Annotated in this window: 24 protein-coding genes, 1 tRNA gene and 1 riboswitch; of the genes, 7 read left to right on the forward strand and 18 right to left on the reverse strand. The window is 68.7% G+C overall.

Features of this window, described 5'->3' with window-relative positions:
- Positions 1-16: 16 nt before the first annotated feature.
- The 7 genes from AC3WPZ_RS13835 to AC3WPZ_RS13865 all read right to left on the reverse strand — a co-directional run bounded on the left by AC3WPZ_RS13835 (position 17) and on the right by AC3WPZ_RS13865 (position 5358).
- Positions 17-1033, reverse strand: coding sequence for a DODA-type extradiol aromatic ring-opening family dioxygenase (locus AC3WPZ_RS13835; RefSeq protein ID WP_492440099.1), 1017 nt, complete (start codon positions 1031-1033; stop codon positions 17-19).
- A 23-nt stretch (positions 1034-1056) separates the two neighbouring features.
- Positions 1057-2064 (reverse strand): amidohydrolase family protein, encoded by a 1008-nt coding sequence (locus AC3WPZ_RS13840; RefSeq protein WP_291121599.1) that lies wholly within the window; start codon positions 2062-2064, stop codon positions 1057-1059.
- Positions 2065-2283: 219 nt separating this feature from the next.
- Complete coding sequence (locus AC3WPZ_RS13845) at positions 2284-3051, reverse strand: FadR/GntR family transcriptional regulator (RefSeq protein ID WP_444686263.1); 768 nt, start codon at positions 3049-3051, stop codon at positions 2284-2286.
- 67 nt (positions 3052-3118) lie between these two features.
- A tRNA-Gly gene (locus tag AC3WPZ_RS13850) sits at positions 3119-3192 on the reverse strand.
- A 35-nt stretch (positions 3193-3227) separates the two neighbouring features.
- Complete coding sequence (locus tag AC3WPZ_RS13855) at positions 3228-3806, reverse strand: TMEM165/GDT1 family protein (RefSeq protein WP_382158938.1); 579 nt, start codon at positions 3804-3806, stop codon at positions 3228-3230.
- A 6-nt stretch (positions 3807-3812) separates the two neighbouring features.
- Positions 3813-3986, reverse strand: a riboswitch (yybP-ykoY riboswitch).
- A gap of 26 nt (positions 3987-4012) precedes the next feature.
- Positions 4013-4648 carry a 3-oxoacid CoA-transferase subunit B gene (locus AC3WPZ_RS13860; RefSeq protein ID WP_382158940.1) on the reverse strand — a complete coding sequence of 212 codons (636 nt, stop codon included), beginning with the start codon at positions 4646-4648 and terminating at the stop codon, positions 4013-4015.
- A 2-nt stretch (positions 4649-4650) separates the two neighbouring features.
- Positions 4651-5358, reverse strand: coding sequence for a CoA transferase subunit A (locus tag AC3WPZ_RS13865; RefSeq protein ID WP_382324046.1), 708 nt, complete (start codon positions 5356-5358; stop codon positions 4651-4653).
- A gap of 96 nt (positions 5359-5454) precedes the next feature.
- Here AC3WPZ_RS13865 and AC3WPZ_RS13870 point away from each other — a divergent pair, with 96 nt between their 5' ends.
- The gene (locus AC3WPZ_RS13870; RefSeq protein WP_382158943.1) at positions 5455-6009 is read left to right on the forward strand and encodes a LuxR C-terminal-related transcriptional regulator; all 555 of its coding nucleotides are present in this window, start codon (positions 5455-5457) and stop codon (positions 6007-6009) included.
- 18 nt (positions 6010-6027) lie between these two features.
- Here AC3WPZ_RS13870 and AC3WPZ_RS13875 read toward each other — a convergent pair whose 3' ends face one another.
- Positions 6028-6999, reverse strand: a complete 972-nt coding sequence (locus tag AC3WPZ_RS13875; RefSeq protein WP_492440102.1) for a Bug family tripartite tricarboxylate transporter substrate binding protein — start codon at positions 6997-6999, stop codon at positions 6028-6030.
- 57 nt (positions 7000-7056) lie between these two features.
- Positions 7057-7443 carry a 4-carboxymuconolactone decarboxylase gene (gene pcaC, locus AC3WPZ_RS13880; protein ID WP_492432378.1) on the reverse strand — a complete coding sequence of 129 codons (387 nt, stop codon included), beginning with the start codon at positions 7441-7443 and terminating at the stop codon, positions 7057-7059.
- A 283-nt stretch (positions 7444-7726) separates the two neighbouring features.
- Here pcaC and AC3WPZ_RS13885 point away from each other — a divergent pair, with 283 nt between their 5' ends.
- The 4 genes from AC3WPZ_RS13885 (at position 7727) to AC3WPZ_RS13900 (ending at position 14473) form a co-directional block, all read left to right on the forward strand.
- Positions 7727-11674, forward strand: coding sequence for a two-partner secretion domain-containing protein (locus tag AC3WPZ_RS13885; protein WP_492440104.1), 3948 nt, complete (start codon positions 7727-7729; stop codon positions 11672-11674).
- A gap of 88 nt (positions 11675-11762) precedes the next feature.
- The gene (locus tag AC3WPZ_RS13890) at positions 11763-13433 is read left to right on the forward strand and encodes a ShlB/FhaC/HecB family hemolysin secretion/activation protein (protein WP_492432382.1); all 1671 of its coding nucleotides are present in this window, start codon (positions 11763-11765) and stop codon (positions 13431-13433) included.
- A 54-nt stretch (positions 13434-13487) separates the two neighbouring features.
- Positions 13488-14072, forward strand: a complete 585-nt coding sequence (locus AC3WPZ_RS13895) for a peroxidase-related enzyme (protein ID WP_291115254.1) — start codon at positions 13488-13490, stop codon at positions 14070-14072.
- Between the two features lie 95 nt (positions 14073-14167).
- Positions 14168-14473, forward strand: coding sequence for a DUF5666 domain-containing protein (locus tag AC3WPZ_RS13900; protein WP_291115256.1), 306 nt, complete (start codon positions 14168-14170; stop codon positions 14471-14473).
- A 15-nt stretch (positions 14474-14488) separates the two neighbouring features.
- On the opposite strand, the gene AC3WPZ_RS13905 is transcribed toward AC3WPZ_RS13900, so the two are convergent.
- From AC3WPZ_RS13905 to AC3WPZ_RS13920, 4 genes are all read right to left on the reverse strand, one after another.
- Positions 14489-15703, reverse strand: a complete 1215-nt coding sequence (locus tag AC3WPZ_RS13905; protein ID WP_492440106.1) for a PQQ-dependent sugar dehydrogenase — start codon at positions 15701-15703, stop codon at positions 14489-14491.
- Between the two features lie 70 nt (positions 15704-15773).
- Positions 15774-16193: an acyl-CoA thioesterase gene (locus tag AC3WPZ_RS13910; protein ID WP_382158955.1), complete on the reverse strand. Its 420-nt coding sequence runs from the start codon at positions 16191-16193 to the stop codon at positions 15774-15776.
- 16 nt (positions 16194-16209) lie between these two features.
- The gene (locus AC3WPZ_RS13915; protein WP_382158957.1) at positions 16210-17157 is read right to left on the reverse strand and encodes a DMT family transporter; all 948 of its coding nucleotides are present in this window, start codon (positions 17155-17157) and stop codon (positions 16210-16212) included.
- Positions 17158-17940, reverse strand: a complete 783-nt coding sequence (locus tag AC3WPZ_RS13920; RefSeq protein WP_382158959.1) for an SDR family oxidoreductase — start codon at positions 17938-17940, stop codon at positions 17158-17160.
- A gap of 190 nt (positions 17941-18130) precedes the next feature.
- Between AC3WPZ_RS13920 and AC3WPZ_RS13925 the strand changes: the two genes are divergently transcribed.
- Positions 18131-19816: an electron transfer flavoprotein-ubiquinone oxidoreductase gene (locus AC3WPZ_RS13925; RefSeq protein ID WP_492432388.1), complete on the forward strand. Its 1686-nt coding sequence runs from the start codon at positions 18131-18133 to the stop codon at positions 19814-19816.
- Positions 19817-19822: 6 nt separating this feature from the next.
- Here AC3WPZ_RS13925 and AC3WPZ_RS13930 read toward each other — a convergent pair whose 3' ends face one another.
- Genes AC3WPZ_RS13930 through AC3WPZ_RS13950 form a run of 5 tightly spaced genes read right to left on the reverse strand, consistent with a single transcriptional unit; the run spans position 19823 to position 24500 of the window.
- A complete protein-coding gene (locus tag AC3WPZ_RS13930; RefSeq protein ID WP_492440108.1) occupies positions 19823-20800 on the reverse strand; it encodes a Bug family tripartite tricarboxylate transporter substrate binding protein in 978 nt (325 codons plus the stop codon).
- Positions 20801-20825: 25 nt separating this feature from the next.
- Positions 20826-21473, reverse strand: coding sequence for a 2-dehydro-3-deoxy-6-phosphogalactonate aldolase (locus tag AC3WPZ_RS13935; protein ID WP_492440110.1), 648 nt, complete (start codon positions 21471-21473; stop codon positions 20826-20828).
- On the reverse strand, positions 21470-22390 hold the full coding sequence (locus AC3WPZ_RS13940; RefSeq protein WP_492440112.1) for a 2-dehydro-3-deoxygalactonokinase: 921 nt from the start codon (positions 22388-22390) through the stop codon (positions 21470-21472). Before AC3WPZ_RS13940 ends, AC3WPZ_RS13935 begins: the two co-directional genes overlap by 4 nt.
- Positions 22387-23571 carry a mandelate racemase/muconate lactonizing enzyme family protein gene (locus tag AC3WPZ_RS13945; protein WP_492440114.1) on the reverse strand — a complete coding sequence of 395 codons (1185 nt, stop codon included), beginning with the start codon at positions 23569-23571 and terminating at the stop codon, positions 22387-22389. Before AC3WPZ_RS13945 ends, AC3WPZ_RS13940 begins: the two co-directional genes overlap by 4 nt.
- Positions 23568-24500, reverse strand: coding sequence for a dihydrodipicolinate synthase family protein (locus tag AC3WPZ_RS13950; protein WP_492440116.1), 933 nt, complete (start codon positions 24498-24500; stop codon positions 23568-23570). The genes AC3WPZ_RS13945 and AC3WPZ_RS13950 overlap by 4 nt, the downstream gene beginning before the upstream one ends.
- Positions 24501-24624: 124 nt before the next feature.
- On the opposite strand from AC3WPZ_RS13950, the gene AC3WPZ_RS13955 reads away from it, so the two are divergent.
- Positions 24625-26337, forward strand: coding sequence for an SMP-30/gluconolactonase/LRE family protein (locus AC3WPZ_RS13955; RefSeq protein ID WP_492440118.1), 1713 nt, complete (start codon positions 24625-24627; stop codon positions 26335-26337).
- Positions 26338-26419: the final 82 nt, after the last annotated feature.

The raw sequence follows: 26419 nt of genomic DNA on the forward strand, positions 1-26419 counted from the left end.
CTTCTGTTTCCTTCTTTCACACTGACAAGGACCACGCCACGAAACCCATGCCGCTGCCGGTGCCGGCCGGCGTCCGGTAGCACGGCGTGTAGTCCCGCATGTCGATGCGCAGCCCCGCTTCGTTCATGGCCGCGGCCACGGCCATCCAGCTCTTGATCTCGCCGCTGTTCCCGTTGAACCAGCTCTCCGGAATCGACTGGAGCGATGCCGCATCGAATGGGCTCAGGGCCTGGAGGACTTTCTGATCCAGCGATTCGTCGACCACGAAGTGGCTCAGCCCCCCCGAGGCGATGAACACCACACGCGACGCATCGGGCAGATCGCGCACCGCCCGGGCCAATGCCGCGCCGAAGCCGAGCGCCCTCCCCGTTCTGACCTGGTTGGGGGCGACACCCACGTTGACAAAGACGGGCACGCTCGGCGGCGGCGCATCGTTCAGGATGCGCCGGTACACGAAACCGAACGCGTGGGGAATGCCGTGCTGTCCATCGGCGGTCGACGGCAGGCGGGCGGAGGTCGCCACATCGAAACCCGCGTCGCTCAGGCTCTCCACGATGCGCGTCGCCTGGGCCGCATGACCGGGGTACACCGCCCCCTCCGGTGGACAGTGCCCCACCTCCGCTTCGGCGATGCCGGGCGGCAGCTTGGCCAGCTGCGCCGGGGTCAGGGGAATGTTGGGAATCGACTCGCCGGTGTACACCAGCAACGCGGGTGACATGTCGTCATGGAAGACCTCCCTCTGGTCGTTGCCCACGACGATCACCCAGTCCGCCCTCATCGCCTTGAACTTGTCCGCCAGCTGGTCCAGTGACGACTGGCATTGCGCGTAGGCGCGCGCCTGATGCGCTGCCTGCACGGCCATGCCGAATCCCGGCGCTCGGGCGGCGAGCAGCTCATCGTAGTTGTGACGCCGGCCCTGATACCAGTGGTTCACATTCTTCTGATCGGCTCCCGCTCGCAGGTGCCAGATCGAAGGGGGCGTGCACAACAGGGGGCCATGGGAGACCGCAATGCCCCCAACGATGTTTGCCATGTCTGGTGTCTCCCGCAGAGGATCTACAGCTTGAAGACCTGCTTCGCGTTGCCACTGAAGATCGCCTGCTTCGCGTCTTCAGAGAGCCAGTCGAAACCCTCGATGAGCGGCTGGATGTCGTCCATCCAGCGCCCGGTCGCGGGGTCTTTCACCGTGCCGACGCCAGGGCGCTCGGCGCCGAAGATGCAGCGCTCAGGGCCGACGGTCTTGATCAGCAGGCGCAAGGCCTCTTCCGAATAGAGCACGGTGTCGAAGTAGAGGCGGCGCAGCGCATCGAGGAAGGGCTCGGGTGCCCGACCCGGGCGCAGCGATGGCGCATGGAAGCGCCCGACCTGATACGGCATCGCGCCACCGCCATGCGACACGACGATGCGCAGTCGCGGGAAATCCTTGAACACGCGCGAGTTGCACAGCGCCATGACAGCGATCGTCTCTTCGTTGATGAAGTGGACCGAGTAGCTGTTGCGCTCCGAACGAAAGCCCGCGGAGTGCAGGTAGGCGGGCACGTCGAGTTCGACCAGGCGCTCCCACAGCGGGTACCAGTATTCGCTGCCGAGATTCGGCACCGCCTGGGTGTCCAGCCCCTCGCTGGGATCGGTGTTCACCATCGCCGCCACCATGCCGAGCTCCTTGACGCAACGGTCCAGCTCCGGCAGGCAGTTCTGGATCGGCTCGCCCCAGGCCTGCGGCAGGCCACATACCCCCCGGAAGGTGCCCGGCACCAACCGGGCCTGCTGCCCGATCATGCTGTTCACCTCTTCCGTGTACCAGTGAACCAGCTTGGCCGGCCTTTCGCTGTGCATGCTCTGGTAGGGCCGGGGCGAGATCAGCTGCATGTCCGTGCCGAGCTCTTTCAACTGTTCCAGGTGGGACTTGGTGCCGAAGGTCGGCGTGTGGAGGACGGCCAGCATCTCGTCGTCACTCACCTTCGGCGATCCGCGTCCGTGGTTGCCGCGGTGCGACAGCAATCCGGCCTTCCACACATACAGCGAATCGGGCGCAGTCACGTGCGCGTGTGCATCAATGAGCATGTCTTTTTCCGTGGGCATTGCGGGCGATCGGGACCAACGCGGCACCTCGACCTCTGGCGCCGGACACCCCATGGGCATCTCTCGGCTTGGGTCGAACTGTAATCTGTATATCTGTAATATACATTAGGGTTTTCACGATGGTGCCGGCGCAGGCGCACCAAAGAGAACGGGCGCCCAAGGCGCCCGTTCTGGCAAAAAAAGAAGAAAAAGCGCCCGGCGCTAGGGGGCCGGGGCTTGAGCCGCCGGCTCGGCCGTGGCGGTCGGATCCGAGCCCAGGATGCGCATCCGGATGCCGGACTCGCGCTCGCGCATCAGCTCACCCGCGGCCACCGCATCCCCATTGACGATGGCCTGGAGCAGGCGGGCGTTGGACTGGATGATTCGGCGGGTGGCCGCCGCGGTCGTGTTGGCTTCGAGCAAGGGGCCGAGCACCGATCCGAAGGCCCGGTACTGGGCGATGAGGACGCGGTTCTTGGAGGCGTTGACGATGGCCTCGCGGAACCGCATGGACGCTTCCGTGAACGCGTGCGGGTCACCCGCGGCCGCCTCGGTGGCCTGCGCCGCCTCTTCCATCCGCGCGGCATCCTCCGGGGTCACGCGGCCCGCGGCCAGCTCGGCCGAGGCGATGCTCGTGATGCTCTGCGCTTCGAGCATCTCCGCCGCGGTCAAACCGATGAGATGGAGCTGAACGGCCAGCGAATCGACCAGGCGATCGGAGTTGCCCATGGCCACCCAGGCACCACCCCGGGAACCCATGCGGACCTCCACCACGCCCATGGCGATCAGCGAACGCAGCGCATCGCGCGCCGCGATCCGGCTCACGCCGAACTGCTGAGCCAGGGTGATTTCGCTGCCGATGAACTCGCCGGCCTTGAGCTTTCCCGAGAAGAGCGCATCGCGGATCTGCCGCACGATCGACCACGAGAGGCTTTCGGCTCGCGCGGCGGGCTCCCATTGGGGGGCGGTGTGGGCTGATGGCTCGTTCATGATGAAACCGCGCTGCCACAGGCGCCGCACGCGCAGCGATGGTGCCGGTGAAGGGGGAGTCGAGAGGTGGAGCGGGTGAAGGGAATCGAACCCTCGTATGAAGCTTGGGAAGCTGCCGTTCTACCATTGAACTACACCCGCAGCAGGCCGCCATTCTAGCGCCCCGGCCGGACCGGTCAGCCGGTCATCGACGCGCCCACGCCCATCAGGGCCAGCACGCCCAGCACCGCGAAGATCAGCGCGGCGATGATGTGCACGATCTTGATCGGCACGCGCCGCGTGATCGCCTCGCCGAAGAACACCACCGGCGCGTTGGCCAGCATCATGCCGAAGGTGGTGCCGATCACCACCGCGATCAGGGGTTCGTACTGCGCGCCCAGCGCCACGGTGGCGATCTGTGTCTTGTCGCCCATCTCGGCCAGGAAGAAGGCCCACAGCGTCGCGACGAACACGCCCATCTGCCGCTTGGGCACGGCGTCTTCGTCGTCCAGTTTGTCGGGAATCAGCATCCACCCCGCCATGGCGATGAAGGAGACCCCCAGCACCCAGCGCATCACGTTCGGGCCCACGGCGGCCATGATCCAGGCGCCGGCAGCGCCCGCGAGGGCGTGGTTGAGCAGGGTGGCCACCAGGATGCCCCAGACGATGGGCCAGGGGCGCTTGAAGCGGGCGGCGAGGACGAGGGACAACAACTGGGTCTTGTCGCCCATTTCGGCGAGGGCGACGATGCCCGTCGAGATCAGGAATGCTTCCAAGAGAATGCTCCGAGGGCCGGCAAAAGACAGAAGACCACACGGCATCCCCGGCCCATCCGGAGGCAGTGTGGTCAAAGGTCTTGCCAGGCTGGAAGCTGTCTGCGCCATGGCCGTGGGGGCCAAGTGTGTTGACGCGGACCTCTGCAGGGCGCAGAGCGGCTACTCCCCAATGACGGGTGCAGGCGGGAGTATACCCGCCAGGGGTATCAGACCAGCGTGACGCCGGTCTTGGACTGGATGAACTCGCGCGTGACGCCCGGGGCCATTTCCACCAGCTTGAGGCCTTGCGGCGTCACGTCCATCACGCCCAGGTCGGTGATGATGCGATCGACCACGCCCACGCCGGTCAGCGGCAGGGTGCAGGACGGAATGATCTTCAGGTCTTCGGTGCCATCCTTCTTCTTCGCGACGTGCTCCATCAGCACGATCACGCGCTTGACGCCGGCCACGAGGTCCATCGCGCCCCCCATGCCCTTGACCATCTTGCCCGGGATCATCCAGTTGGCCAGATCGCCCTTCTCGCTGACCTGCATCGCGCCCAGGATGGAGAGGTTGATCTTGCCCCCGCGGATCATCGCGAAGCTGTCGTGGCTGCCGAAGATGCTGGAGCCCGGGAGCGTGGTCACGGTCTGTTTGCCGGCGTTGATCAGGTCGGCGTCGACCTGGTCTTCGGTCGGGAACGGGCCGATGCCCAGCATGCCGTTCTCGCTCTGCAGCCAGACTTCCTTGGTGCCGGTGTGGTTGGCCACCAGCGTCGGGATGCCGATGCCGAGGTTCACGTAGAAACCGTCTTCGAGTTCTTGCGCCGCGCGCGCGGCCATTTGGTCTTGGGTCCAGGGCATGGTCAGGCTCCAGCTTTCTCGGTGATGGTGCGCTTCTCGATGCGCTTCTCGGGGTGGGCGTTGTGCACGATGCGGTGCACGTAGATGCCGGGCAGGTGGATCTGGTCCGGGTCGATCGCGCCGGTCTCGACGATTTCCTCCACCTCGACCACGCAGATCTTGCCGGCCATGGCCGCGGCGGGGTTGAAGTTGCGCGCGGTCAGGCGGAACTGCAGGTTGCCGGACTTGTCGGCGCGGTGCGCCTTCACCAAGGCCACGTCGGGCACCAGCGCGCGCTCCATCACGTAGGTCTCGCCGTCGAACTCGCGCAGCTCCTTGCCCTCGGCCACCAGGGTGCCCACACCGGTCTTGGTGAAGAAGGCCGGGATGCCCGCGCCGCCGGCACGCAGCTTCTCGGCCAGCGTGCCCTGCGGCGTGAATTCGAGTTGCAGTTCACCGGCCAGGTACTGGCGCTCGAACTCCTTGTTCTCACCGACGTAGCTCGAGATCATCTTGCTGATCTGGCGCGTCTCCAGCAGCTTGCCCAGGCCGAAGCCGTCCACGCCCGCGTTGTTGGAGATCACGGTGAGGTTCTTCGCGCCGCTGTCGCGCAGCGCATCGATCAGGGCCTCGGGAATGCCGCAAAGGCCGAAGCCTCCGACGGCAAGCAACTGGCCATCGGCCACGATGCCTTTGAGCGCGGCGTCCGCGTTCGGGAAAATCTTGTTCACGTCGGTGTCTCCTGGGTTGGACCGTGGAAGCCGCTACGATACTACGTAACCACATACGTAGTATTTCGTAAAGCCAAACCCGAAGCCTGATACGCCATGGAGATCGACTACCGCCTCGCCTTCGACCTCGCCCCCGTGGGCCTGGCCCTGTCCCGGCAGCGCATCATGGTCGACTGCAACCAGGTGCTGTGCGAGATGTTCGGCGCCACGCGCGAGCAGCTCGTGGGCCAGAGCTTCCAGATCCTCTATCCCAGCGCCGACGAGTACGAGCGCATCGGCGAGCGCATGGCGCCCCTGCTGGGCCGCAGCGGCACCTACTCGGACAACCGCATCATGAAGCGCGTGGGCGGGCAGTTGCAGGGCGAGACCTTCTGGTGCCACGTGACCGGCCGCGCGCTGAACCGCGACGCGCCGCACGCCGCCGGCATCTGGAGCTTCGAAGACCTCAGCTCCACGCGCACCGTGAAGGCCGAGCTGACACCGCGCGAGCGCGAGGTGGCGGCCTTTCTCATGGATGGCCTGACGAGCAAGCAGATCGGCAAGGCGCTGGACATCAGCCACCGCACGGTGGAGATCTACCGCGCGCGGCTGATGCGCAAGTACCAGGCCCACAGCACGCCGGACCTGATGCAGCGCCTGCTGGCGGGCTAAGCCCGATCCGGCGCCAGATCACTGTGGCTGGAAGCCGCTGTCCTGGATGATCTTCGCCCACACCTTGCCATAGGCCTGCTCGCGCGCGCCCAGCTGTTCGCCGGTCATGAAACCCACGGTGAGGCCCATGGCGGTGAGCTTCTCGCGCACGTCGGGCTGGGCGATCGCCTTCTGCACCGCCTGGGCAATGCGGTCCAGCGCGGCCTTGGGTGTGCCGGCCGGCGCGAACAGACCGTAGTACGGCACGTCCTCGAAACCCTTGAGGCCGAGTTCGGAGAAGGTGGGCACCTCGGGCATGGCGGCCTGGCGCTGCGAACCCATCACCGCCACCACGCGCAGCTTGCCGGCCTTGTGGTTTTCGATGAAGTCGGGAATGGAGGCCACGCCGGCGGGGATCTGGTTGCCCAGCATGTCCGACATCATGGGCGCGCTGCCCCGGTAGGGCGCGGCCACGAGGTCCAGGCCGTTCTGCTTGGCGATCACCTGCACCAGGAACTGTGGCACCGAGGCCGGCGCGGGAATGCCCACCGAGCCCTTGCCACCCGCCGCTTTCACGCCATCCACATAGGCCTTGAACGATTGCGCGGGCGTGCCGTTGGAGACGGCGAAGGCGTTGACGAAGGTCGCGAAGCCCGCCACCGGCACGAAGTCCTTGGCCGAGTCGTAGCCGGGGTTCCTGGTCACCATGGGCAGGATGGTGATGCTGTGGTCGTGGCTGAGGAACAGGGTGTGGCCGTCGGCCGGCGCGGCTTTCAGCGCCTGAGCGGCCAGCTGCCCGCCCGCGCCGGGCTTGTTGTCCACCACCACCGGGTTGCCCAGGTCCTGCTGCAGGCGCTCGCCCAGGATGCGGGCGATGGCGTCGGTGCCGCCGCCGGGCGGGAAGCCCACCAGGATGCGGGTGGTGGACTGCGCCTGGGCCAGGCCGAGGGAGCAGACCAGGCCCGCGGCCAACAGGGCGCGGCGGACCAGCGAGAGACGGTAAGCGGTCATGACGGAACTCCGTAGGGGATGGTGAAGAAACCCCCGATCGTAGCGCCGCATCGGCACTCAGGCCTTCTCGCCGTCCACCACGCTGGCCGCCGTGCGAAACGCCTCCACCGCCGCCGGCACGCCGCAGTACACGGCGGCGTGCAGCAGCACCTCCTGCAACTCGGCGGGCGTGGCGCCGTTGTTCAGCGCGCCGCGCACATGGCCCTTGAGCTCGTGCTGCTTGCCCAGCGCCGTGAGCATGGCCACGGTGATGAGGCTGCGGGTCTTCAGATCGAGCCCCTCGCGCTGCCACACGTCCCCCCAGGCCTTGCGGGTGATGTGTTGCTGCATCGGTTCGGTGAAGGCCGTCATGTCGCCGAAGGCCTTGTCCACGAAGGCGTCGCCCATGACCTGCCTGCGCGTGGCCAGGCCGCGCTCGAATTCGGAATCGGGATGAGATGGCATAGGTGCTCCATGGCAAGAAAAACAGGGTTCGTGTGAACGATAGCGCAGCGAACCGAACAAGCACCCCAATCCCCCGTTATTCGGGCCTCAAGAACATCAAGGCCCGGTCGATACTGCCCCGAGAGCAATTTCTATAGCAACAGCTCCATCATCCGCGCGGCCTGCTCGACAGACCGCAATCCATATCCATCGGCATCCCCCGGCATGCAATGTGTCCGGGCCGCACCGGCCCTCTCACGGTCTTCGAACCGAGGGCGACTGAAGAAGAAAACCAGACAACGCCATGAACCGCATCTACACCACCATCTGGAACCACGCCATCAACGCATGGACCGTTGTGAGCGAGGTCGCCAGCGCGCGCGGCAAGCGCGGCGCCTCCCGCGTGGCCGGCGCCCTGCTGCTCGCGCCCCTGGCCGCCGTGGCCGGCGGCCTGCCCACCGGCGGCACCGTCACCGCCGGCCAGGGCAGCCTGCAGCAGGCCGGCAACGTGCTCACCATCCAGCAGGCCAGCGACAAGCTCGCCATCGACTGGAACAGCTTCTCCATCGGCCAGGGCCACAGCGTCAACTTCGTGCAACCCGGCGCGGCCTCGGTCGCGCTCAACCGCGTGCTCGGACCCGACGTGTCGGTGATCCAGGGCGCGCTGAACGCCAATGGCCAGGTGTTCCTGGTCAACCCCAACGGCGTGCTCTTCTCGCCCACCGCGCAGGTGAACGTGGGCTCTCTGGTGGCCTCCACCCTGAACATCAGCACCGAAGACTTCCTCGCGGGCCGCTACCACTTCAGCGGTGACAGCGCCGCCGCCATCGTGAACCAGGGCCAGATCTCGGCCGCATCGGGTGGCCACGTCGCGCTGGTCGCGGCGCGCATCGTGAACGACGGCCAACTCTCGGCCGAACGCGGCAGCGTGGTGCTCGCCGCGGGCAGCACCGTGCGGCTCGACCTGGGCGGCCCGGTGCAGGTCGAGGTCGACGGCGGCGCGCTGGGCGCGCTGATCGACAACGGCGGCGCCATCCACGCCAACGGCGGCACCGTGCTCATGACCGCGCGCGCCATCGACAGCCTCACCGCCACCGTGATCAACAGCAGCGGCCTCATCGAGGCGCGCTCGCTCGGCGTCGGCGCCGACGGCGTGGTGAGCCTGGTCGCCGAACAGGGCGGCGTGCATGTCTCGGGCCGCATCGACGTCTCCGCGCCGCAAGGCCAGGCCGGCAAGGCCATCGTCACCGGCGACACGGCCACCATCGCCGACGGCGCGGTGATCGACGCCACCGGCGCCACCGGCGGCGGCCAGATCTATGTCGGCGGCAGTTGGCAAGGCAAGGACAACCGAATCAAACAGGCGCGCCACACCGTGGTGGCTTCGGGCGCCCTGCTCGACGCCTCCGCCACGCAGAACGGCCACGGCGGCACCGTGGTCGCCTGGTCCGACATCCACGCGGCCGGCGGCCGCACCGAGGTCGCGGGCGTGCTCAAGGCGCGCGGCGGCGCGCAAGGCGGCAACGGTGGCCGCATCGAAACCAGCGGCGCCACGCTCTCGGTGAGCCGCGCGGCCGATGCCGCCGCCCCCAAGGGCAACGGCGGCCTGTGGCTGATCGACCCCACCAACGTCACCATCGCCGCCGGCGCAGGCGCGATCGGCGGCACCAACGTGGGCCTCGACGACATCGAGACCGCGCTCGCGGGCGGCACCAACGTCAGCATCCAGGCCGACGACACCATCACCTGGACCAGCGACTACACCAACACCGGTGGCAGCGGCCGCTCGCTGATCCTCAGCGCGGACCAGCTGGTGCTGCAGGGCAACATCGGCTCCACCTCGGACCTGAGCTTCATCTTCAATGGCGACGTCAAGCTCGACGGCCACATCACCATCGCCAGCCAGGGCGGCGAGATCTACTTCGCCAAGTACGTGGACTCGGCCACCGCGGGCGCGGGCAACGCCAGCCGCCTCACGCTGACCAACACCGGTACGGGCAGCATCGTCTTCGGTGACCAGGTGGGTGGCACCAACCCGCTTGCTTCGTTGTACGTCACCACCGCCCCCACCGGCGCCACGCACATCAACGGCGGCATCGTGCGCACCTTCGGCGAGCAGGTGTACGACTCGCCCGTGGTGCTGGGCGCGGCCGAGTTCCTGAACGCCGGCTTCGAGAACGGCACCACCGGCTGGAGCATCCACGACCAGCGCGTCTACATGAACGGTGGCTCCACCGTGCGCGGCCACCTTACGCCGAACGACCCGAGCGGCCCCGCCACCTCCAGCGGCGAAAACGTCAGCTCCTCCGGCACCTTCACCTCCGGCGTCTCCAACAACGGTGCCAACCGCACCCAGGGCCTGCAACTCAGCAGCACCCAGCAGTGCGCCACCGGCTACTGCATCGTGCGCGGCGGCTACGTCACCAGCGACAGCACCATCGCCCTGGCCAAGGGCGACGTGGTCAGCTTCCAGTGGAACGCGGCCGGCAGCTCGGACGCCTACGACGTGTTCGGCTACCTGCTCAACGTGAAGACCGGCGAGACGCAGGTGATTCTCAACGCCACCGGCGCCAACGCCTGGTCCTCCACCGGCTGGCAGACGGCCAGCACGACCGTGGAGACCGCCGGCACCTACGCCTTCGTCTTCGTCTCGGGCAGCTGGGATGCCAGCGGCGGCCGGGCGCTGGGCGCGACGCTGACGCTGGACAACATTTCCACCACGTCCCTGTTCAATGGCAAGACGCTCGAAGGTAGCTCGCTGAGCTTCCTCCAGGGCATGAACGCGGCCGACAACAAGCTCACGCTCAAGGCCGACGAGGTGAACTTCGGCGGCACCGTCTCCGGCACCGGTCAGATCGGTTTCGAGGCCCTCAACCCCGGCCACGACATCCACGTCGGCGGTGGCGCGGGCACACCGGGCGACGGCGTGCTGAACGTCTCTTCCGCCACGCTGGCCTCGCTCGCCGACGGCTTCTCCTCCATCAACATCGGCGGCGCGACCATGCAGGGCAATATCGTGGTCGTGACCGACACCCGACTGCAGGACAGCGTCGCCCTCAACGCCGGCACCGGCCACATCCGGCTCGACGCCGTGCTGGGCTCCACCGACATGGTGACGCTGCAGACCGATGGCGGCACCGTGACCCAGGCCGGCAACGCCACCCTCGAAGCCAGCACGCTCGCCCTCGTCGGCAACGGCGGCCAGTTCACGCTGGGCAACGCGGGCAACACCGTGGGCACGCTGGTCACCGACACGCAGGACGTGCACTTCGTCAACAGCGGCGCGCTCGCCATCGGCAGCGCCACGCTGGCCGACGGCAGCACCCTCAACGGCATCCACAACACGGGTCTGGTGAACGTGAGCACCGTCAGCGGCGACATCGCGCTCGGCAAGAGCGTTCAGACCAGCAGCACCGCCAGCAACGCCATCGTGCTCAACGCCGGCGCCAGCCAGTCGGCCGGCCAGGCCACGGGCGGCAACGTGACGGTGGGCGCGGGCGCGACCGTGGGCACCGGCGCGGGCGGCCGCGCGGTGATCTACACCGGCAGCGTGGCCGGCAGCACCGGCGTGACCGGCGCCGTGGGCAGTGGCTCGGGCCGCTTCCGCTACAACAGCGACGAAAGCACCAGCAACTTCACCAAGGCCCTGGGCGACAGCGGCGTGCACGCGGTCTACCGCGAACAACCCGTGCTCACCGTGAGCACCAACGGTTCGACCAAGCTCGAAGCGGACAACTCCGGTGTCAACGGCTTCGATGGCGGTGGCGCCGAGGGCTACGACGTGCAAGGCCTGCTCAACGGCGACACCAAGGCCATGCTCGGCGATCCGCGCTACACCACCGACTCGGCCGGCCCGGGCAAGCACGCCATCCGGATCTCGCTGCTCAACGAGCTGGGCTACGCCGTGGTCAACAGCACGGAGAACGCCGAGGTCGAGGTGACCCTGCCCTTCAACCCGGCTTCGGTGACCGACAGCATCCAGCGCCCCAGCCTCACGGCCGTGCCGGCGCAGGTGCATGTGCCACAGGTCAGCGAGCCGGCATCCGCGCCCGATGCGACCGGCGGCCTGCAACTGGTGCAACTGGCGGCCGAGGGTGACTCCACCACGGGTGCCGGTACCCAGAGCGCCAGCGCAACGGATGCCGCACCGGAAGACTGCGCCGCCAGCGGCTGGACCGGCAGCGGTTGCGGCGCCTCGGCCCAGGTCCTCGTCAGGGGCAGCGGCCTGCGCCTGCCCAACGGCGGCCACTGACGCGCACACCACCGCGGCTCCTTTTTTTGATCGCTCCCGCCAGGGCCCAACGGCCCTGGCGCGGGCATCCACGAACGATTCACCTCCCATGCACAAGACCTTTCGCCTCTCGCCGCTCACGCTGGCCCTCTCCGCGCTCGCCCTGAGCAGCGCCTCTTCCGCCTTCGCCCAACAGGCCCCCGATGCCGGCCGCATCCTGCAAGACCTGCAACTGCCCCAGCAGGTGCTGCCCGAATCGCTGAACCTTCAGCTCGACGTGCCGCCGGCGGACAGCGCCGGCCGCGACGAAGGACCCGCGGTCGCGCTCAAGACCGTCCGCATCAACGGCGCCAGCCGCATCGAGACCGCGCGGTTGCAGGCCCTCATCGCGCCCGCCATCGGACGCAGCCACACCCTGGCCGGCCTGCGCGGCCTGGCGGACCAGATCACGCGCTTCTACCGCGAGCAGGGCTACCCCTTCGCCCGCGCCTACGTGCCTGCCCAGCGCATGGCCGACGGCGAACTCACCATCGAAGTCATCGAAGGCCGCTACGGCCAGGTGAACGCCACCTCGCAGGACGCCGACCTGGCCACCGAAGCCGGGCGTTTCCTCGGCGACCTGCGCAGCGGCGACGTGATCGCCATGGACGCACTCGAACGCTCGGTGCTCGTGCTGTCCGATCTGCCGGGCATCCGCGTGCGCCCGGTGGTGCGCCCCGGCCAGGCCGTGGGCACGGGCGACCTCGCCGTCGAGGTCGAACGCACCAAGGCCGTGGAAGGCCGCGTCTCCGTCGACAACCACGGCAACCGCTACTCGGGCCAGCACCGCGTGCTGGTCGAAGGCGCGTGGAACAACCCGTTCAGCTTCGGCGACCGCCTCAACGCAGCCGTGATGGCCACCGACGAAGACCTGTTCTTCGGCAACCTGGCCTACTCGCGCGCCCTGGGCACCAGCGGCCTGCGCGGCGACGTCGGCTACGCCGTCTCCGACTACAGCCTCGGTGGCGAGTTCAGCAGCCTGCAGGCCTCCGGCACGGCCCGCGTGGCCAGCCTCGGCGTGAGCTACCCGCTGGTGCGCAGCAACCGCGCGAACCTGCTGCTCACCGCGCAGGCACAACACAAGACCATGGTGGACGAATACCGCGCCACCGGCATGCGCAACGAAAAAACCAGCAACGTGCTGCCGGTCGCGGTGCAGTTCGACCTGCGAGACGCGCTGCTCGGCGGCGGCATCACCTACGGCACGCTGGGCTGGACGCACGGCAGCGTTTCGCTCAAGGGCGATGTGCAGCGCCTGCTCGACCGCCTCACCGCCAAGACCCACGGCTCGTTCAACAAGGTCAACCTCGACGTCACCCGCCTGCAGGCCCTGCCAGGCGGCTGGACGCTGTCGGCCCGCGTCGCGGCGCAATGGAGCGGCAAGAACCTGGACTCCTCCGAAGACTTCGTGCTCGGCGGCGCCAGCGGCGTGCGCGCCTACCCGCGCGGCGAAGGCGCGGGCGACGAAGGCGTGCTCGGCCAGGTGGAGCTGCGCTACGGCCAGGGCGCGGTCGTGCCCTACGCCTTCTGGGACGCCGGCCAGAGCACGCTCAACCGCCGGCCCTGGGCCGTGGGCGACAACCACCGCAGCCTCGCCGGCGGCGGCGTGGGCGTGCGCGCTCAGCACGGCAACTGGTCGGTGGACGGCACGCTGGCCTGGCGCCACGCCGGCGGCCCCTCGCAATCGGACAGCCAGCAGCGCAACCCGCGCGTCTGGGTGACCGGGGCCTACCGCTTCTGACCCTCGGCGGGGGGCGGTACGATGGCCAGACATTCCACCACGCCGGAGACCCGCATGAGCCGCTACCCCGCCCCCGACATCAACGACCTGCCCGAGGACATCAAGGCCAAGGTGCTCGAAGTGCAGGAAAAGGCGGGCTTCGTGCCCAACGTGTTCCTGGCCCTGGCGCGCCGGCCCGCCGAGTGGCGGGCCTTCTTCGCGTACCACGACGCGCTGATGCTCAAGGAAGAAGGTTCGCTCACCAAGGGCGACCGCGAAATGATCGTCACCACCACCAGCGCGGCCAACCAGTGCCTGTACTGCGTGGTGGCGCACGGCGCCATCCTGCGCATCCACGAGAAGAAACCACTGGTGGCCGATCAGGTCGCGGTGAACTACCGCAAGGCCGACATCACGCCGCGCCAGAAGGCCATGCTGGACTTCGCCATGAAGGTCTGCCAGCGCTCGCACGAAATCAACGACGACGACTTCGCCCCCCTGCACGCCCACGGCTTCTCCGACGAGGACATCTGGGACATCGCCGCCATCACCGCCTTCTTCGGCCTGTCCAACCGGCTGGCGAGCTTCAGCAACATGTTGCCCAACCCGGAGTTCTACCTGATGGGCCGCGTGCCCAAGGCCAAGCCGCCGAAGGACTGAACGGCACAGCCGCCAAATCAGACAAGGCTTACAGCACTTTTTGTCGGCGCGCGATTCAATCGATACCGCCACACAACAACACAAGGAGTGCTTCCATGCCGATCAAACCATCCGTCAAGCGAGCCTTCCTGCTCACCGCCGTCCTCGCCCTGGGCACAGGCGCGGCCTGCGCAGAAGACATCAAGGGACGCATCACGGCCGTCGACACCACCGCGAAGACCTTCACCGTCAACAGCGAAGTGATCTATGTGACCGACAAGACCGACTACGAAAACGACTACAAGCGCTTCGAGGATCTGCGCCAGGGCCACTATGTGGAAGTCGACATCGACCGCAGAGACGGCCGCCTGTACGCAGACGACGTCGAGTACAAGAAGGACGCTCGCGAGAACAAGCAGTAAGCCGCCGCGCCGGCTTCAGCCCCCGATGCGCAGCAGCTTGCCGCTGCCGCCATCGGTGAGCAGGTAAAGCCGGCCGTCGGGGCCCTGCCGCACATCGCGGATGCGCTCGTTGCGGTTCGCCAGCAGGCGCTCGCGCCCGACCACCCGCGTGCCATCGAGCTGCAGGCGCCACAGCGCCGTGCCGGCCAGTGCGCCCACGAACAGGCTGCGGTTCCAGTTCGTGGGAATGGTGCCGGTGAAGAAGGCCATGCCACTGGGCGCGATGGACGACTTCTGTCCGCCGGTCCAGGCGCTGCCGTCGATGGTCTCCCAGTACGCCACCGGTTGCTCCATGCCGGCCTTGGCCGTGCCCTCGCCCACCTGCTGCGTTGTGCCGTACTCCTGCCCATAGCTGATGATGGGCCAGCCGTAGTTGCGCCCCGCCTGCGTGAGGTTGACCTCGTCGCCACCCTGTGGGCCGTGTTCGCTGGTCCACAGCTCACCGGTCTCCGGGTGCAGCGCCGCGCCCTGCGGGTTGCGGTGGCCGTAGCTCCAGATACCGGCCTGCGCGCCCGCCAGCATGGGGTTGCCCGGTGCCGCCGCGCCCGAGGTGGTGATGCGCACCACCTTGCCGTTGCCGCGGCTCAGGTCCTGCGCGTACCCACGCTGGTCGTTGCTCTGCCGGTCGCCCAGCGTCACGAACAGGTGGCCCTGGCGGTCGAACACGAGGCGCGAACCGAAGTGCCCACTGCTCGCCACCTTGGGCAACTGCCGGTAGATCACCTGCAGGTTCACCAGCGCCATCGCGCCCGTGTCGAGCTCGGCCCGCGCCACGGCGGTGCCGTTGTTGTTCGCGTTGCCGCTGTCGGTTTCCGAGAAGCTGAAGTAGATGCGCCGGTTGCTGCCGAAGGCCGGGTCCAGCACCACGTCGAGCAGACCGCCCTGCCCGCCGGTGTCCAGCGCGGGCAGGCCGCTGATGAGGTTGAACGACTGCGCGTTCGCCGCGTACAGGCGCAGGCTGCCCGTGCGCCCCGTGATCAGCATGCGGCCATCGGGCAGGAAGGCCAGGCTCCAGGGACTGGGCAGGTTGGTCGCGAGTTCGGTGACCGCGACCGGCCCGGTCGTGGGCACGAAGCTGGGGTTGCCGGGCGCGGGCGAGCCATCGTCACCGTCACGACCACCACCGCCGCCGCACGACAACAGCAGACCCATCGATAGGGCCCCGCCGATGAGCGCAGAGAGGTGGCGCATGTCGGACATGCTAGGCACGCGCGCGCCGCCTGTGTGCAAGCATTTGTGTGTGCGCCAGCGCACACAGCGATCAGCTCAGATGCGCGCGCAGCCAGTCGGGAATCGGGGCCGACTTCTTCAGCGGGAAGTTCACCCACACGGTGGTCGCACCGCCGGCCGCGTACACGGTGTCGGGGTCGTCGCTGCGCGAGAGCGTGCACCAGCTCTCGAAGCTGCTGCGACCCACATCGCTCACGTACATGGTGGCGATCACATCGCCCGGGTATTCGAGCTGCCGGTAGAAGTTGCAGAAGGCGTTGGCGATCACCGGCCCTTCGCCGCCCGGATCGGGCGGGCAGCCGATGGAGTGCATCCAGTCGATGCGGATGATCTCCAGGTAGCGGAAATAGATCGTGTTGTTCACGTGGTTCATGCCGTCCATGTCGCCCCAGCGGATGGGGATGGTCATGCTGAACACGCGCTTCTTCTGTTCGGGGATGTCAAGTTTCATGGGGTTGGGGTGGTCGTCAGCGGTGCGCCTTGATCGACGCGAGGATGCCGAGCACGAACAGCACGCAGGCCGTCCATTGCAGGGCAGCGGGCCACTGGGCGCTCCAGGCGAAGGTGTAGATCAGGCCGAACACGGTCTCGCTCACGATGAGCTGGCCCGCCAGGCTCGGGCTCAGGCGGCGGCTGGCCATGTTCCAGAGCACCGAGGCGATCCAGGCCGAGCCGATGCCGGTGACCGCGCAGACGATCAGGAACATGCCGAAGCCCGGGCGCTGCACCAGGGTGTCCACCTCGGTCCCGGCCACGGCCCAGATGCCCAGCGCGCCCAGGCCCGCCGCCACGCCCAGCCAGTTGGCCCACACGGTGGAGTTCACTTCCGGGTGGCGGCTCAGCCAGCGCGCGTTCAGCAGACCGAACGCGGTCCACGAGGCCATGGCCAGCACGGCATAGAAGATGCCGAGCCAGAGGTTCGCACCGCCGCCCGCCTCGCCACCGCCATGCGCCGTCACCCGCATCATCAGCGCCAGGCCCGCCAGGGTCAGCAGCAGCCCCGGCACCAGCGCGCGCCAGCGCAGGCCCTGCGGCTTGCCCAGCAACATGATCCAGATCGGGATGGTGCCGATGATCAGCACCGGCAGCGCCGCGCCCGCCGCCTGGATGGCCAGCACCAGCAGCAGGTAGTAGCCGGTGTAACCCAGCAGGCTCAACCACAGCGCGGCGCCCGCCTGGCGCCAGGTCGGCAGGTGCGCCTCGCCGCGCAGCCCGGCCCACGCCAGCAGCAGCACCGACAACAGGCCGCAGGCCAGGAAACGGCCCACCGTGAGATCGATCGAGCTGAAGCCCGGCGTGAGCAGGGGCGCCAGAAAGGCCGTGCCCCAGAAAGCCCCCGCGCCCAGCCCCGCCAGAATGCCGGTCACCATGCCCGGCGGCCAGCCCGAAGGCCGGCCCAACACCGCTGCCGTCATCTAAGCCCCGAAACCGTCGTCGGCGGCAATGACCGCACCGTTCACGAAATGGCTCTCGCTCGAACACAGCATCACCAGCAGCGCGTCCAGGTCGGCGGGTGAACCGACGCGCTTGCGCGGCAGCATGTTGATGAGCTTCTGGCCCTGCTCGGTCTGCCAGTGGTGGTGGTTGAGCTCGGTGTCGATGTAGCCCGGGCAGATCGCGTTCACGTTGATGCCGAAGCGGCCCCACTCGATCGCCATCGCCTTGGTCATCTGCACCACGGCGGCCTTGCTCATGCAGTACACGCCGATCTGTGGCAGCACCTTGAGCCCGGCCATGGACGCGATGTTGACGATGCGCCCGCCCACGTAGGTGCCCGGCGCCGCGCCGTTGGCGCGCGCCAGCATGCGACGACCCACTTCCTGCGCCACGAAGAACGCGCCCTTGGTGTTGGTGTCGAAGACGAAGTCGTAGTCTTCCTCCGTCACGTCCTGCAGGCGCTGCGTGGTGCTCACGCCCGAGTTGTTGACCAGGATGTCGATCGCGCCGACCTCGGTCTCGGCGTGCGCCACCGCCGCCTTGATCGACGCCGTGTCGGTCACATCCATCGCCACCACGTGCGCGTCGCCGCCGGCGGCCTCGATGTGCGCGCGCAGCGCCATCAGGCGGTCGGTGCGGCGGCTGGCCAGCACCACGGCCGCGCCCGCCCGCGCCAGCGTCTTGGCGAACTGTTCACCAAGCCCGCCGGACGCCCCGGTGATCAGGGCCACGCGGCCCGACAAGTCCAGGCTGTATGCCATGAGAGAACCTCCTCTAAAGTGGTTGGATTCTGCGGCCATCCGAGCACCGCCCAGGCCGACGAGGCCCCATCCGACAGGATTGTGCGCCCTGGGCCACTAAAATCGGTCCCGACCACGACACCGGCATGACTCCATGCATTGCCGTCATGAAAATCCCCGGGCGCCCGCCCGACAGAGTGAGACCCTCGACATGACCCCCGAAGAAATCCTCAGCACCTACGGCCCGCGCGAAGCCATGGAGTACGACGTGGTCGTGGTCGGTGGCGGCCCCGGCGGCCTGGCCACGGCGATCCGGCTCAAGCAGATCGCCGCCGAAAAAGGCGGCGAGATCAACGTCTGCGTGCTCGAAAAAGGCTCGGAGCCCGGCGCGCACATCCTCAGCGGCGCGGTGATGGACCCCAAGGCCCTCAACGAGCTGCTGCCCAACTGGAAGGCCGACGGCGCGCCGCTCAACCAGCCTGTCACCGACGACAAGCTGCTCTGGCTGACCGAAAAAGGCGCCATCGACACGCCCAAGTTCCTGATCCCCAACAACTTCCACAACGAAGGCAACTACGTCGTCGGCCTGGGCAACGTGGTCAAGTGGATGGCCCAGCAGGCCGAGAACCTCGGCGTGGAGATCTTCCCCGGCTTCGCGGCCGCCGAGGTGCTGTACAACGACGACGGCTCCGTCAAGGGCGTGGCCACCGGCAACCTGGGCGTGGGCAAGGACGGCGAGCCGACCGACAACTTCCAGCTCGGCATGGAGCTGCACGCGAAGTACACCGTCTTCGCCGAAGGCTCGCGCGGTCACCTGGGCAAGCGCCTGATCGCCCAATTCCACCTCGACGAAGGCAAGGACCCGCAGGCCTACGCCATCGGCGTGAAGGAACTGTGGGAAATCGACCCCGCCAGGCACCAGCCCGGCCTGGTGATCCACACCGCCGGCTGGCCCATGAAGGACGACACCTACGGTGGTGGCTTCATGTACCACCTGGAAGACAACAAGGTCACGCTGGGCCTGGTCACCGGCCTGAACTACAGCAACCCCTGGCTCAGCCCGTTCGAGGAAATGCAGCGCTGGAAGACGCACCCGCGCATCCGCGCCTTCCTCGAAGGCGGCAAGCGCATCAGCTACGGCGCGCGCGCCATCACCACCGGTGGCCTCATGAGCCTGCCGCAGACCACCTTCCCCGGTGGCGCCCTGGTCGGTTGCGACGCGGGCTACCTCAACGGCGCGCGCATCAAGGGCAGCCACGCCGCCATCAAGAGCGGCATGCTCTGCGCCGAAGCCGCCTTCGAGGCCGTGCAGGCCGGCCGCCAGCACGACGAACTCAAGGCCTACCCGGTCGCCTTCGGCAAGAGCTGGCTGCGCGAAGAGCTGGACGCCTCGCGCAACTTCAAGTCCTGGTTCAAGTACGGCAACATCGTCGGCGGCCTCATGGTCGGCATCGAACACTGGCTGCTGCCCCGCCTGGGCTTCAAGGCCCCGCCGTGGTCGCTGCACCGCGAGAAGGCCGACCACCTCTACCTCAAGCCGGCCGCCGAGTGCGAGCAGATCGTCTACCCCAAGCCCGATGGCAAGCTCACCTTCGACCGCCTGGGCAGCGTCTTCGTCAGCAACACCAACCACGAAGAGCACCAGCCGGCCCACCTCACGCTGAAAGACGCCAGCGTGCCGGTGAGGATCAACCTCGCCAAGTACGCCGGCCCCGAAGCCCGCTACTGCCCGGCCGGCGTGTACGAGTTCGTGAAGAACCCCGACAACACCGACCGCCTGCAGATCAACGCGCAGAACTGCGTGCACTGCAAGACCTGCGACATCAAGGACCCGACGCAGAACATCGTCTGGGTCACGCCCGAAGGCGGCGGCGGTCCGAACTACGCCGGCATGTGAGCCAGCTCACTCCAGCTTGATGCCGCGGCTCTTGACCACGTCGCCCCAGCGCGCGGTCTCGGAAGCGATGAAATCGCGCAGCTGCGCCGGCGTGGCGATCTCGGGCGTGACGCCAAAACCCGCGAAGCGCTCGCGCACGCTTTCCTGCTGCAAGGCCGCGCGCAGTTGCGTGCCCAGGCGCTCCACCCCGGCCGCGGGCACATTGCGCGCCGCGAACAGCGCGGCCCAGCCGGTGATCACGAACTCGGGGCCCTGGGTGTTGAGGGTCTTCACACCGGGCAGCGAGGCCACCGGCTTGCTCGATGTCACGGCAATGGCGCGCAGGCGGCCGTCCTGGATCAACGGCAGCGCCACCGGCAGGTTCATCACACCCATCGAGATGGTCCCGGCCACCACGTCGGGGATCAGCTGCGCGTCGCCCTTGTAGGGCACCGCCAGCAGCTTCAGACCCAGTTTGCGGTTGAGCAGTTCGGTGGTCAGGTGCGAGAGCGTGCCCACGCCGCTGTTGCCCGCCGTGAGCTCGCCCCCCTTGCCACGCGCGACCAGATCGTCCAGCGACTTGAGCGGCGAATTGGCGGGCACAGCGAACACCAGAGGCTGCGAGGAGATCATGCCCACGGGCTGCAGGTCGCGCTGCACGTCGTAGCCCAGGTCGCTGCGCAGCGCGGGCAGGATGGTCATCGTCGTGCTGCCCATCAGCAGCATGTGGTCGTCGTTGCTGTGGGTCACCACCTGCGTGCCCGGGATGCCGCCGCCACCGGCGCGGTTCTCCACCACGAGCGGCTGGCCGATCTGCGGGCCGATGATCTCCGCCAGGATGCGCACCGAGCCGTTGCCCGCGCCGCCCGGCGCAAAAGGCACGATGACGGTCACGGGCTTGGTGGGCCAGCTCGCCTGCGCCCAGGCGCGGGCGGGCAGCACACCCGAGGCCACCATGGCGGCCGAGGCCGCGAGCAGCGTGCGGCGGTTGAATCGTTGGTTCATCACTTCATCTCCTGGTTGTGTTGTATCAGTCCGGCTGGCCCTGCCAGCGCGCGACAAACTCGCGCGCGCGTCGAGCGGCCTCGGCCGCAGATGTGCCCGGCGCATAGAGCGCCGAGCCGAGGCCTGCGCCGCTGGCACCCGCGGCCTTGAAGGCCGGCAGGTTCTCCAGGTTGACGCCGCCCACGCTGAACATCGGGGTGGCGCGCGGGAACACCGCGCGCCAGGCCTTGATGACTGCAGGACCGAGCAGCTCACCCGGGAACAGCTTGAGCGCGTCGGCACCTGCATCGAGCGCGTCGAAGCCCTCGCTGACCGTGCCCACGCCCGGCATCGAATAGAGGCCGTGCGCCCGGGTGCGCCGCACCACGGGCGCGTGGAAGTTGGGCGAGAGCACGAGTTGCGCGCCCGCCGCTGCGACGGCGTCGACATCCTGTTCGCGCAGCACGGTGCCCGCGCCGATCACCGCCTCGCCCGCGAGCGCCTGGACCAGCAGGCGGATGCTCTCCAGCGGCTCGGGCGAGTTGAGCGGCACTTCGATCACGCCGATGCCCGCGGCGTGCAGCGCACGGCCGACCGCCACCGCCTCGGGCGGTGTGATGCCGCGCAGGATGGCGACCAGCGGCCGGGCCGCGAGCGCCTGTGCCACCCGTTCGCTCGCGCTGCGCGCGCTCATGGCGCGCGCTCCAGCAGACCGGCCTGCCGCGCCACGCGCCACTGGCCGCGCGTGGTCGCACCGTCGGCGGCGCGCGTGCTCGCGATGCCCGCGAGCGCAAGCGCCTTCGCATAGCGTTCGCACAGGCCGTCGTCGCCCAGCAGCACCACCTCGAGCGGGCGCTCGGTGCGCGTGGCGCTCGCGATCTCGATGCCCATGAGGATGCCCGACAGATAGTCAGGCAGGCCCTCGGGCGCGATGCGGCCCATCAGGCCGGCGGTGCGCGCGGCAAAGATCACGTGGGTGGCGTTGTCGCTCTGCGCCAGGCCGAGCCGAACGCCGACCTCGAAGGCCTGCGGCGCGGCGTGGCCGAACGCCATGAGGCGGCCCAGGATGCCGTGCTGGGTCAGCAGGCCGTAGAGCTCGCCGGTCATGTAGGTGGAAAAGCGCGTGACCTGGCCGGCCTCGCCAAGCCAGGCCCACTTGGCGTGGGTGCCAGGCAGCACGCAGCAGCTGCCGGCGGCGAGGTCGGCGCCCCACATCTGCGTCTCTTCGCCGCGCATCACGTCGTCCTGGCCGTCGGCGTTGCGGCAGGTCAGGCCCGGCACGATGTACAGCGGCACCCCCGGCAGCACGTCCACACGCGTGAGGCGTGCGGCGGCCTCGCCGATGCCCGCAGGGCAGCCGAGGTAGTCGGCCTCTTTCCAGCCCTGGCGGCTGCCGATCATGCCGCTGGCGATCAGCGCGCCCGCGCGTTGATCGATCCAGTCGCCGCACAGCGACAGCAGGGCATCGGCGAAACGGCCGTCCTTCACGGCCATGACGCCGCCAGGCGCGGCGCGCGTCTCGATCGCTCCGCCGGCCGCATCGAGCAGGCTGGCGCGCAGGTTGGAGGTACCCCAGTCGATGGCGATGAGGGCGGAGGGGGAAGCGGTCATGAAATGGGGGCTTTCTTGCGCAGGAAGGACCAGAGCGTGGCATTGGGTTCGATGCCCAGCCCCGGCCCGTCGGGAACGATGAACGCGCCGCTTTCGCAGCGCATGGTGGTGTCGACGAACCGCAGGTTGCGATCGAACACCGAGTGCTGGTACTCGTGCATGGGCACGTTGGGCAGCGACGCCGAGGCGTGCAGGCTCGCGGCCTGGAAGATGCCCACGCCAATGCTCGCGTGCGGAATCACGCGCATGTGGAAAGCGTGCGCCATGCGGCCGATCTGCATGAACTGGCTCACGCCCGTGTGGCCCATCTCGGGCTGCACGATCGACATCGCGCGGCGCTCGAAGCGCGGCAGCGCCTCGTGCACCGAGCGCCACTCCTCGCCCAGCGCCACGGGCACGCGCACGGCGGCGGCCACACGCGCCTGGCCTTCGAGATCCTCGGCGGCGCACGGCGCCTCGACAAAGTACGGAGCGAAGGGTGCGAGCCGATCGATGAGCTGGATCGCCTCGCCCGCATCGAACTTCCAGTGCAGGTCGACCATCAGCTTCGCGCGCGGCCCCAGCGCCTCGCGCAGCGCGCGCATCTCATCGACGATGCCCTCGAACGACACCGCCGCCGCGTACTTGAAGGCGGTGAACCCGCGCGCCGCGAAATCGCGCGCCAGCGCCACCTTGTCGGCGAGTGTCCTGCCCGGCAGGCCTGAAGCGTAGGCCGGCACGCGCACCGTGCGCTGGCCGCCCAGCAGCTTGGCCACGGGCAGGCCGGCGAGCTTGCCGGCGAGGTCCCACAGCGCGATGTCGATGCCCGCGATGGCGTCGCCCCAGAAGCCGCCCGAGGCCCCACGCACGCGCATGAGGTCGTAGAGGTCCTCGTGGATGGCGGTCGCATCGCGCGGGTCGCGCCCGAGGATCACCGGCCCGAGCACGTCGTCGATCAGGGCCGTGACCGCCTCGGGCGCGACGATGCCGTAGGTCTCGCCCCAACCCCAGGTGCCATCCTCGGCCGTCACCATGATCAGCACCGACATGTCGGTGCTCGGGTAGATCGTGCGGTTGCCCTGGCGCACAAGGTAACCGCGCGCGTTGACCTGCTCGCCCTCACCCAGCGGGCCGAGGTAGGGCGTGTCGCGCGGCAACGAGACCACGAAGGTCTCGACCGCAGCGATGCGCGGCCCACTCATCCCGCGCGCCTCCGCAGCGGGTGCGTGGGCAACAACAGGTCCTGCAAGTCGCCCAGGAAGGCGTCCACGTCGGCCTTGTCCAGCGCGTCCAGGCGCGGGCCGGCCGCGCGCTGGTGCTCGCACGGCAGCAGGCCGCGGGCACTCAGCACGTACTTGGTGAGCGACCAGCGGAACACCGCCTGCACGTTGAGGATGGGCAGCATGCGCGTGAACAGTTCGCGCACACGCGCCGCGTCGCCCGCGCGGTGGGCCTTGAACAGCGCCACATGCACTTCGGCCAGCTCGATCGCCGGCATGGTGCCGGCCGCGCCGCGCCGCAGTTCGTCGGTGATGTAGCGCCCACCCGCGCCGCCGAACACCCCCACCAGGCTGGCGGGGCCGCGCTCGCGCAGCACCGTCAGGCGCTGGCCGCTGGGCAGGGTCTCTTCCTTCACGTAGCGGATCGCGTGAACGACGGCCGCCACTTCCACGATCGCCTCGGGGTCGAGGCCGGCCCCCACTGGCTGCGGCACGTTCTGCAGCACCAGCACCGCGCCCGGCACGGCCGCCGACACCTCGCGGAAGTACTCGACCTGGGTGGCCACCGTCGGGCGGTCCGGCGGCACCGCCACCATCAGCGCGGCCGCGCCCTGCGCGATCGCGGCCCGCGCCAGCTCGATCGTGGTGGCCGCCTGGGCGCTGGACACCCCCGCCACCACCGGCACCCGGCCCGCCACTTCCTCCAGCACGGCGGCAGTCAGCGACAGGCGCTCGGGCACGCTGAGCTGGCCAACTTCACTGGCCACGCCCGGGTAGGTGATGCCATCCACACCCGCTTCAAGCAGGTAGCGCACCAGGCCGCGCAGGGCCTGCGCGTCCGGTTGGCCGGCGGCGTCGAAAGGCGTGGGGAGAACGGGGTAGACCCCGGCAAGCGATGCAGGTGATGTCACGTCGTGAATCCAATTTGTTCCGTTGAATGGAACTTCAATTGTAGATCCCGCGATGTTTGACAAACAAGTTCCATTCATTGGTACTTACCCTGGGTTGACCTCCCCTAGAATTCCCGCACCCGCCATGTCAGAAACCGCTCATCCCGCCTCGACCTCCGCCACCACCGCCCCGGGCCTGGGGGTGCTGGAGAAAGCCATGGCCGTGCTCAATCTGGTGTCGGCGGCGCGCGCGCCCATGACGTTCACGCAACTGCAGCGCGCCTCGGCCCTGCCCAAAGCCACGCTGCACCGCATGCTGGGCACGCTGGTGCGCGAAGGCCTGCTGCGCCACGACAGCTACAACAAGACCTTCCTGCTCGGGTTCCGGTTGCTGGAACTGGCGCACGAGGTCTGGAGCGATTTCGATCTGCGCGTGGCGGCCCAGGACGAACTGGTGCGCCTGCGCAACGCGTTCGACGAAAGCGTGCAACTGGTGGTGCTCAGTGGCCAACAGATGGTGGTGGTGGCCAGCGAGGACGCTGGCCGCGAACCGCAGGTCGCCTCCAAGGTGGGCATGCGCCTGCCCCTGCACGCCAGCGCGGCCGGCAAGGCGATCGCGGCCTGCCTGGCGCCCGCGCAGCAGGCCCAGCTGTTGGCCGCCTCGCTGCTGGAGCGCTTCACCGAGCACACCATCGTGGACAACGAGGCGCTGCGGGCCGAGCTCGACCTCACCCGCGCACGCGGCTACGCGCTGGAAGTGGGTGAATACGACGCCGAGCGCGTGAGCGTGGCCGCGCCGGTGTTCGACTACGAGGGCCGCGCCATCGGGGCCGTGGCCGTGACGGCCAGCGCGGCGCAGCTGGATGCGCGGCGCGCGCACAGCCTGTCGGCCGAGCTGATCGGCGCGGCCCGCACCATCACGCACAGCGCGGCGGGCCAGCCGATGTCGCTGCTGGCGCACACCGAGCCCCCCGCGGCGCCCACGCCCGAGGTGCATGCCATCGGCGAGGCGCGGGCGCTGCTGGGCGAAGGCCCGGTCTGGTCGCCCCGCGACAACGCGCTGTACTGGGTGGACATCCTCGCGCCGGCCATCCACCAGCTCGACGCCGCCAGCGGGGTGCTGCGCGAAACACCGCTGGGCGCCATGGTGAGCATGGTCGTGCCCATGGCCTCCGGTGGCCTGCTGCTCGCCACGCCCTCGGGCCTGATGGCCATGGCGCCCGACTCGGGCCGCATGACCCTGTTCGCCCACCCCGAATCCGCCCGCCCGGGCAACCGATACAACGACGGCAAGTGCGACCGGCGCGGCCGGCTGTGGGTCAGCTCCATGGACATGGGCGCCATGGCCAACCGGGGCAACCTCTTTCGCGTCGATCCGGATGGCAGCTGGGAGAAGGTCGACAGCGGCTTCACCGTGCCCAACGGCCTGGGTTTCAGCCCCGACAACACGCGGATGTATTTCACCGACACCTTCCGCAAGACCATCTACGAATACGACTTCGACCTCGCGGCCGGCCGCATCGCGAACCGCCGCCCCCTCGTGGTCTTCGGCGCGGGCGAAGGCAAACCCGACGGCCTGACGGTGGATGCCGAGGGCTGCCTCTGGGTGGCCGTGTGGGACGGCTGGGAACTGGCGCGCTTCGGCCCCGACGGCCGCGAGCTGATGCGGGTGCGCCTGCCGGTGCCACGGCCCACCAGCTGCTGCTTTGGCGGCGCCGACCTCGGCACGCTCTATGTGACCAGCGCTTCGGTGCGGCTGGGCTCGCAGGCGCTGGCCAGCGCACCGCTGTCGGGCGCGATGTTTGCCCTGGAAGTGCCGGGCGTGCGCGGCCTGCCGGAAACCACGTTCGCCGGCTGAAACCGACCGCAGGCCGGTTACCTGCGCGGTGTTCACCGCGCCGTCACATGGGCTGTCCACAGTGCAGGCTCCGTGAACGACG

The organism is Hydrogenophaga sp. FW305-3-2-15-A-LB1, assembly GCF_058787875.1.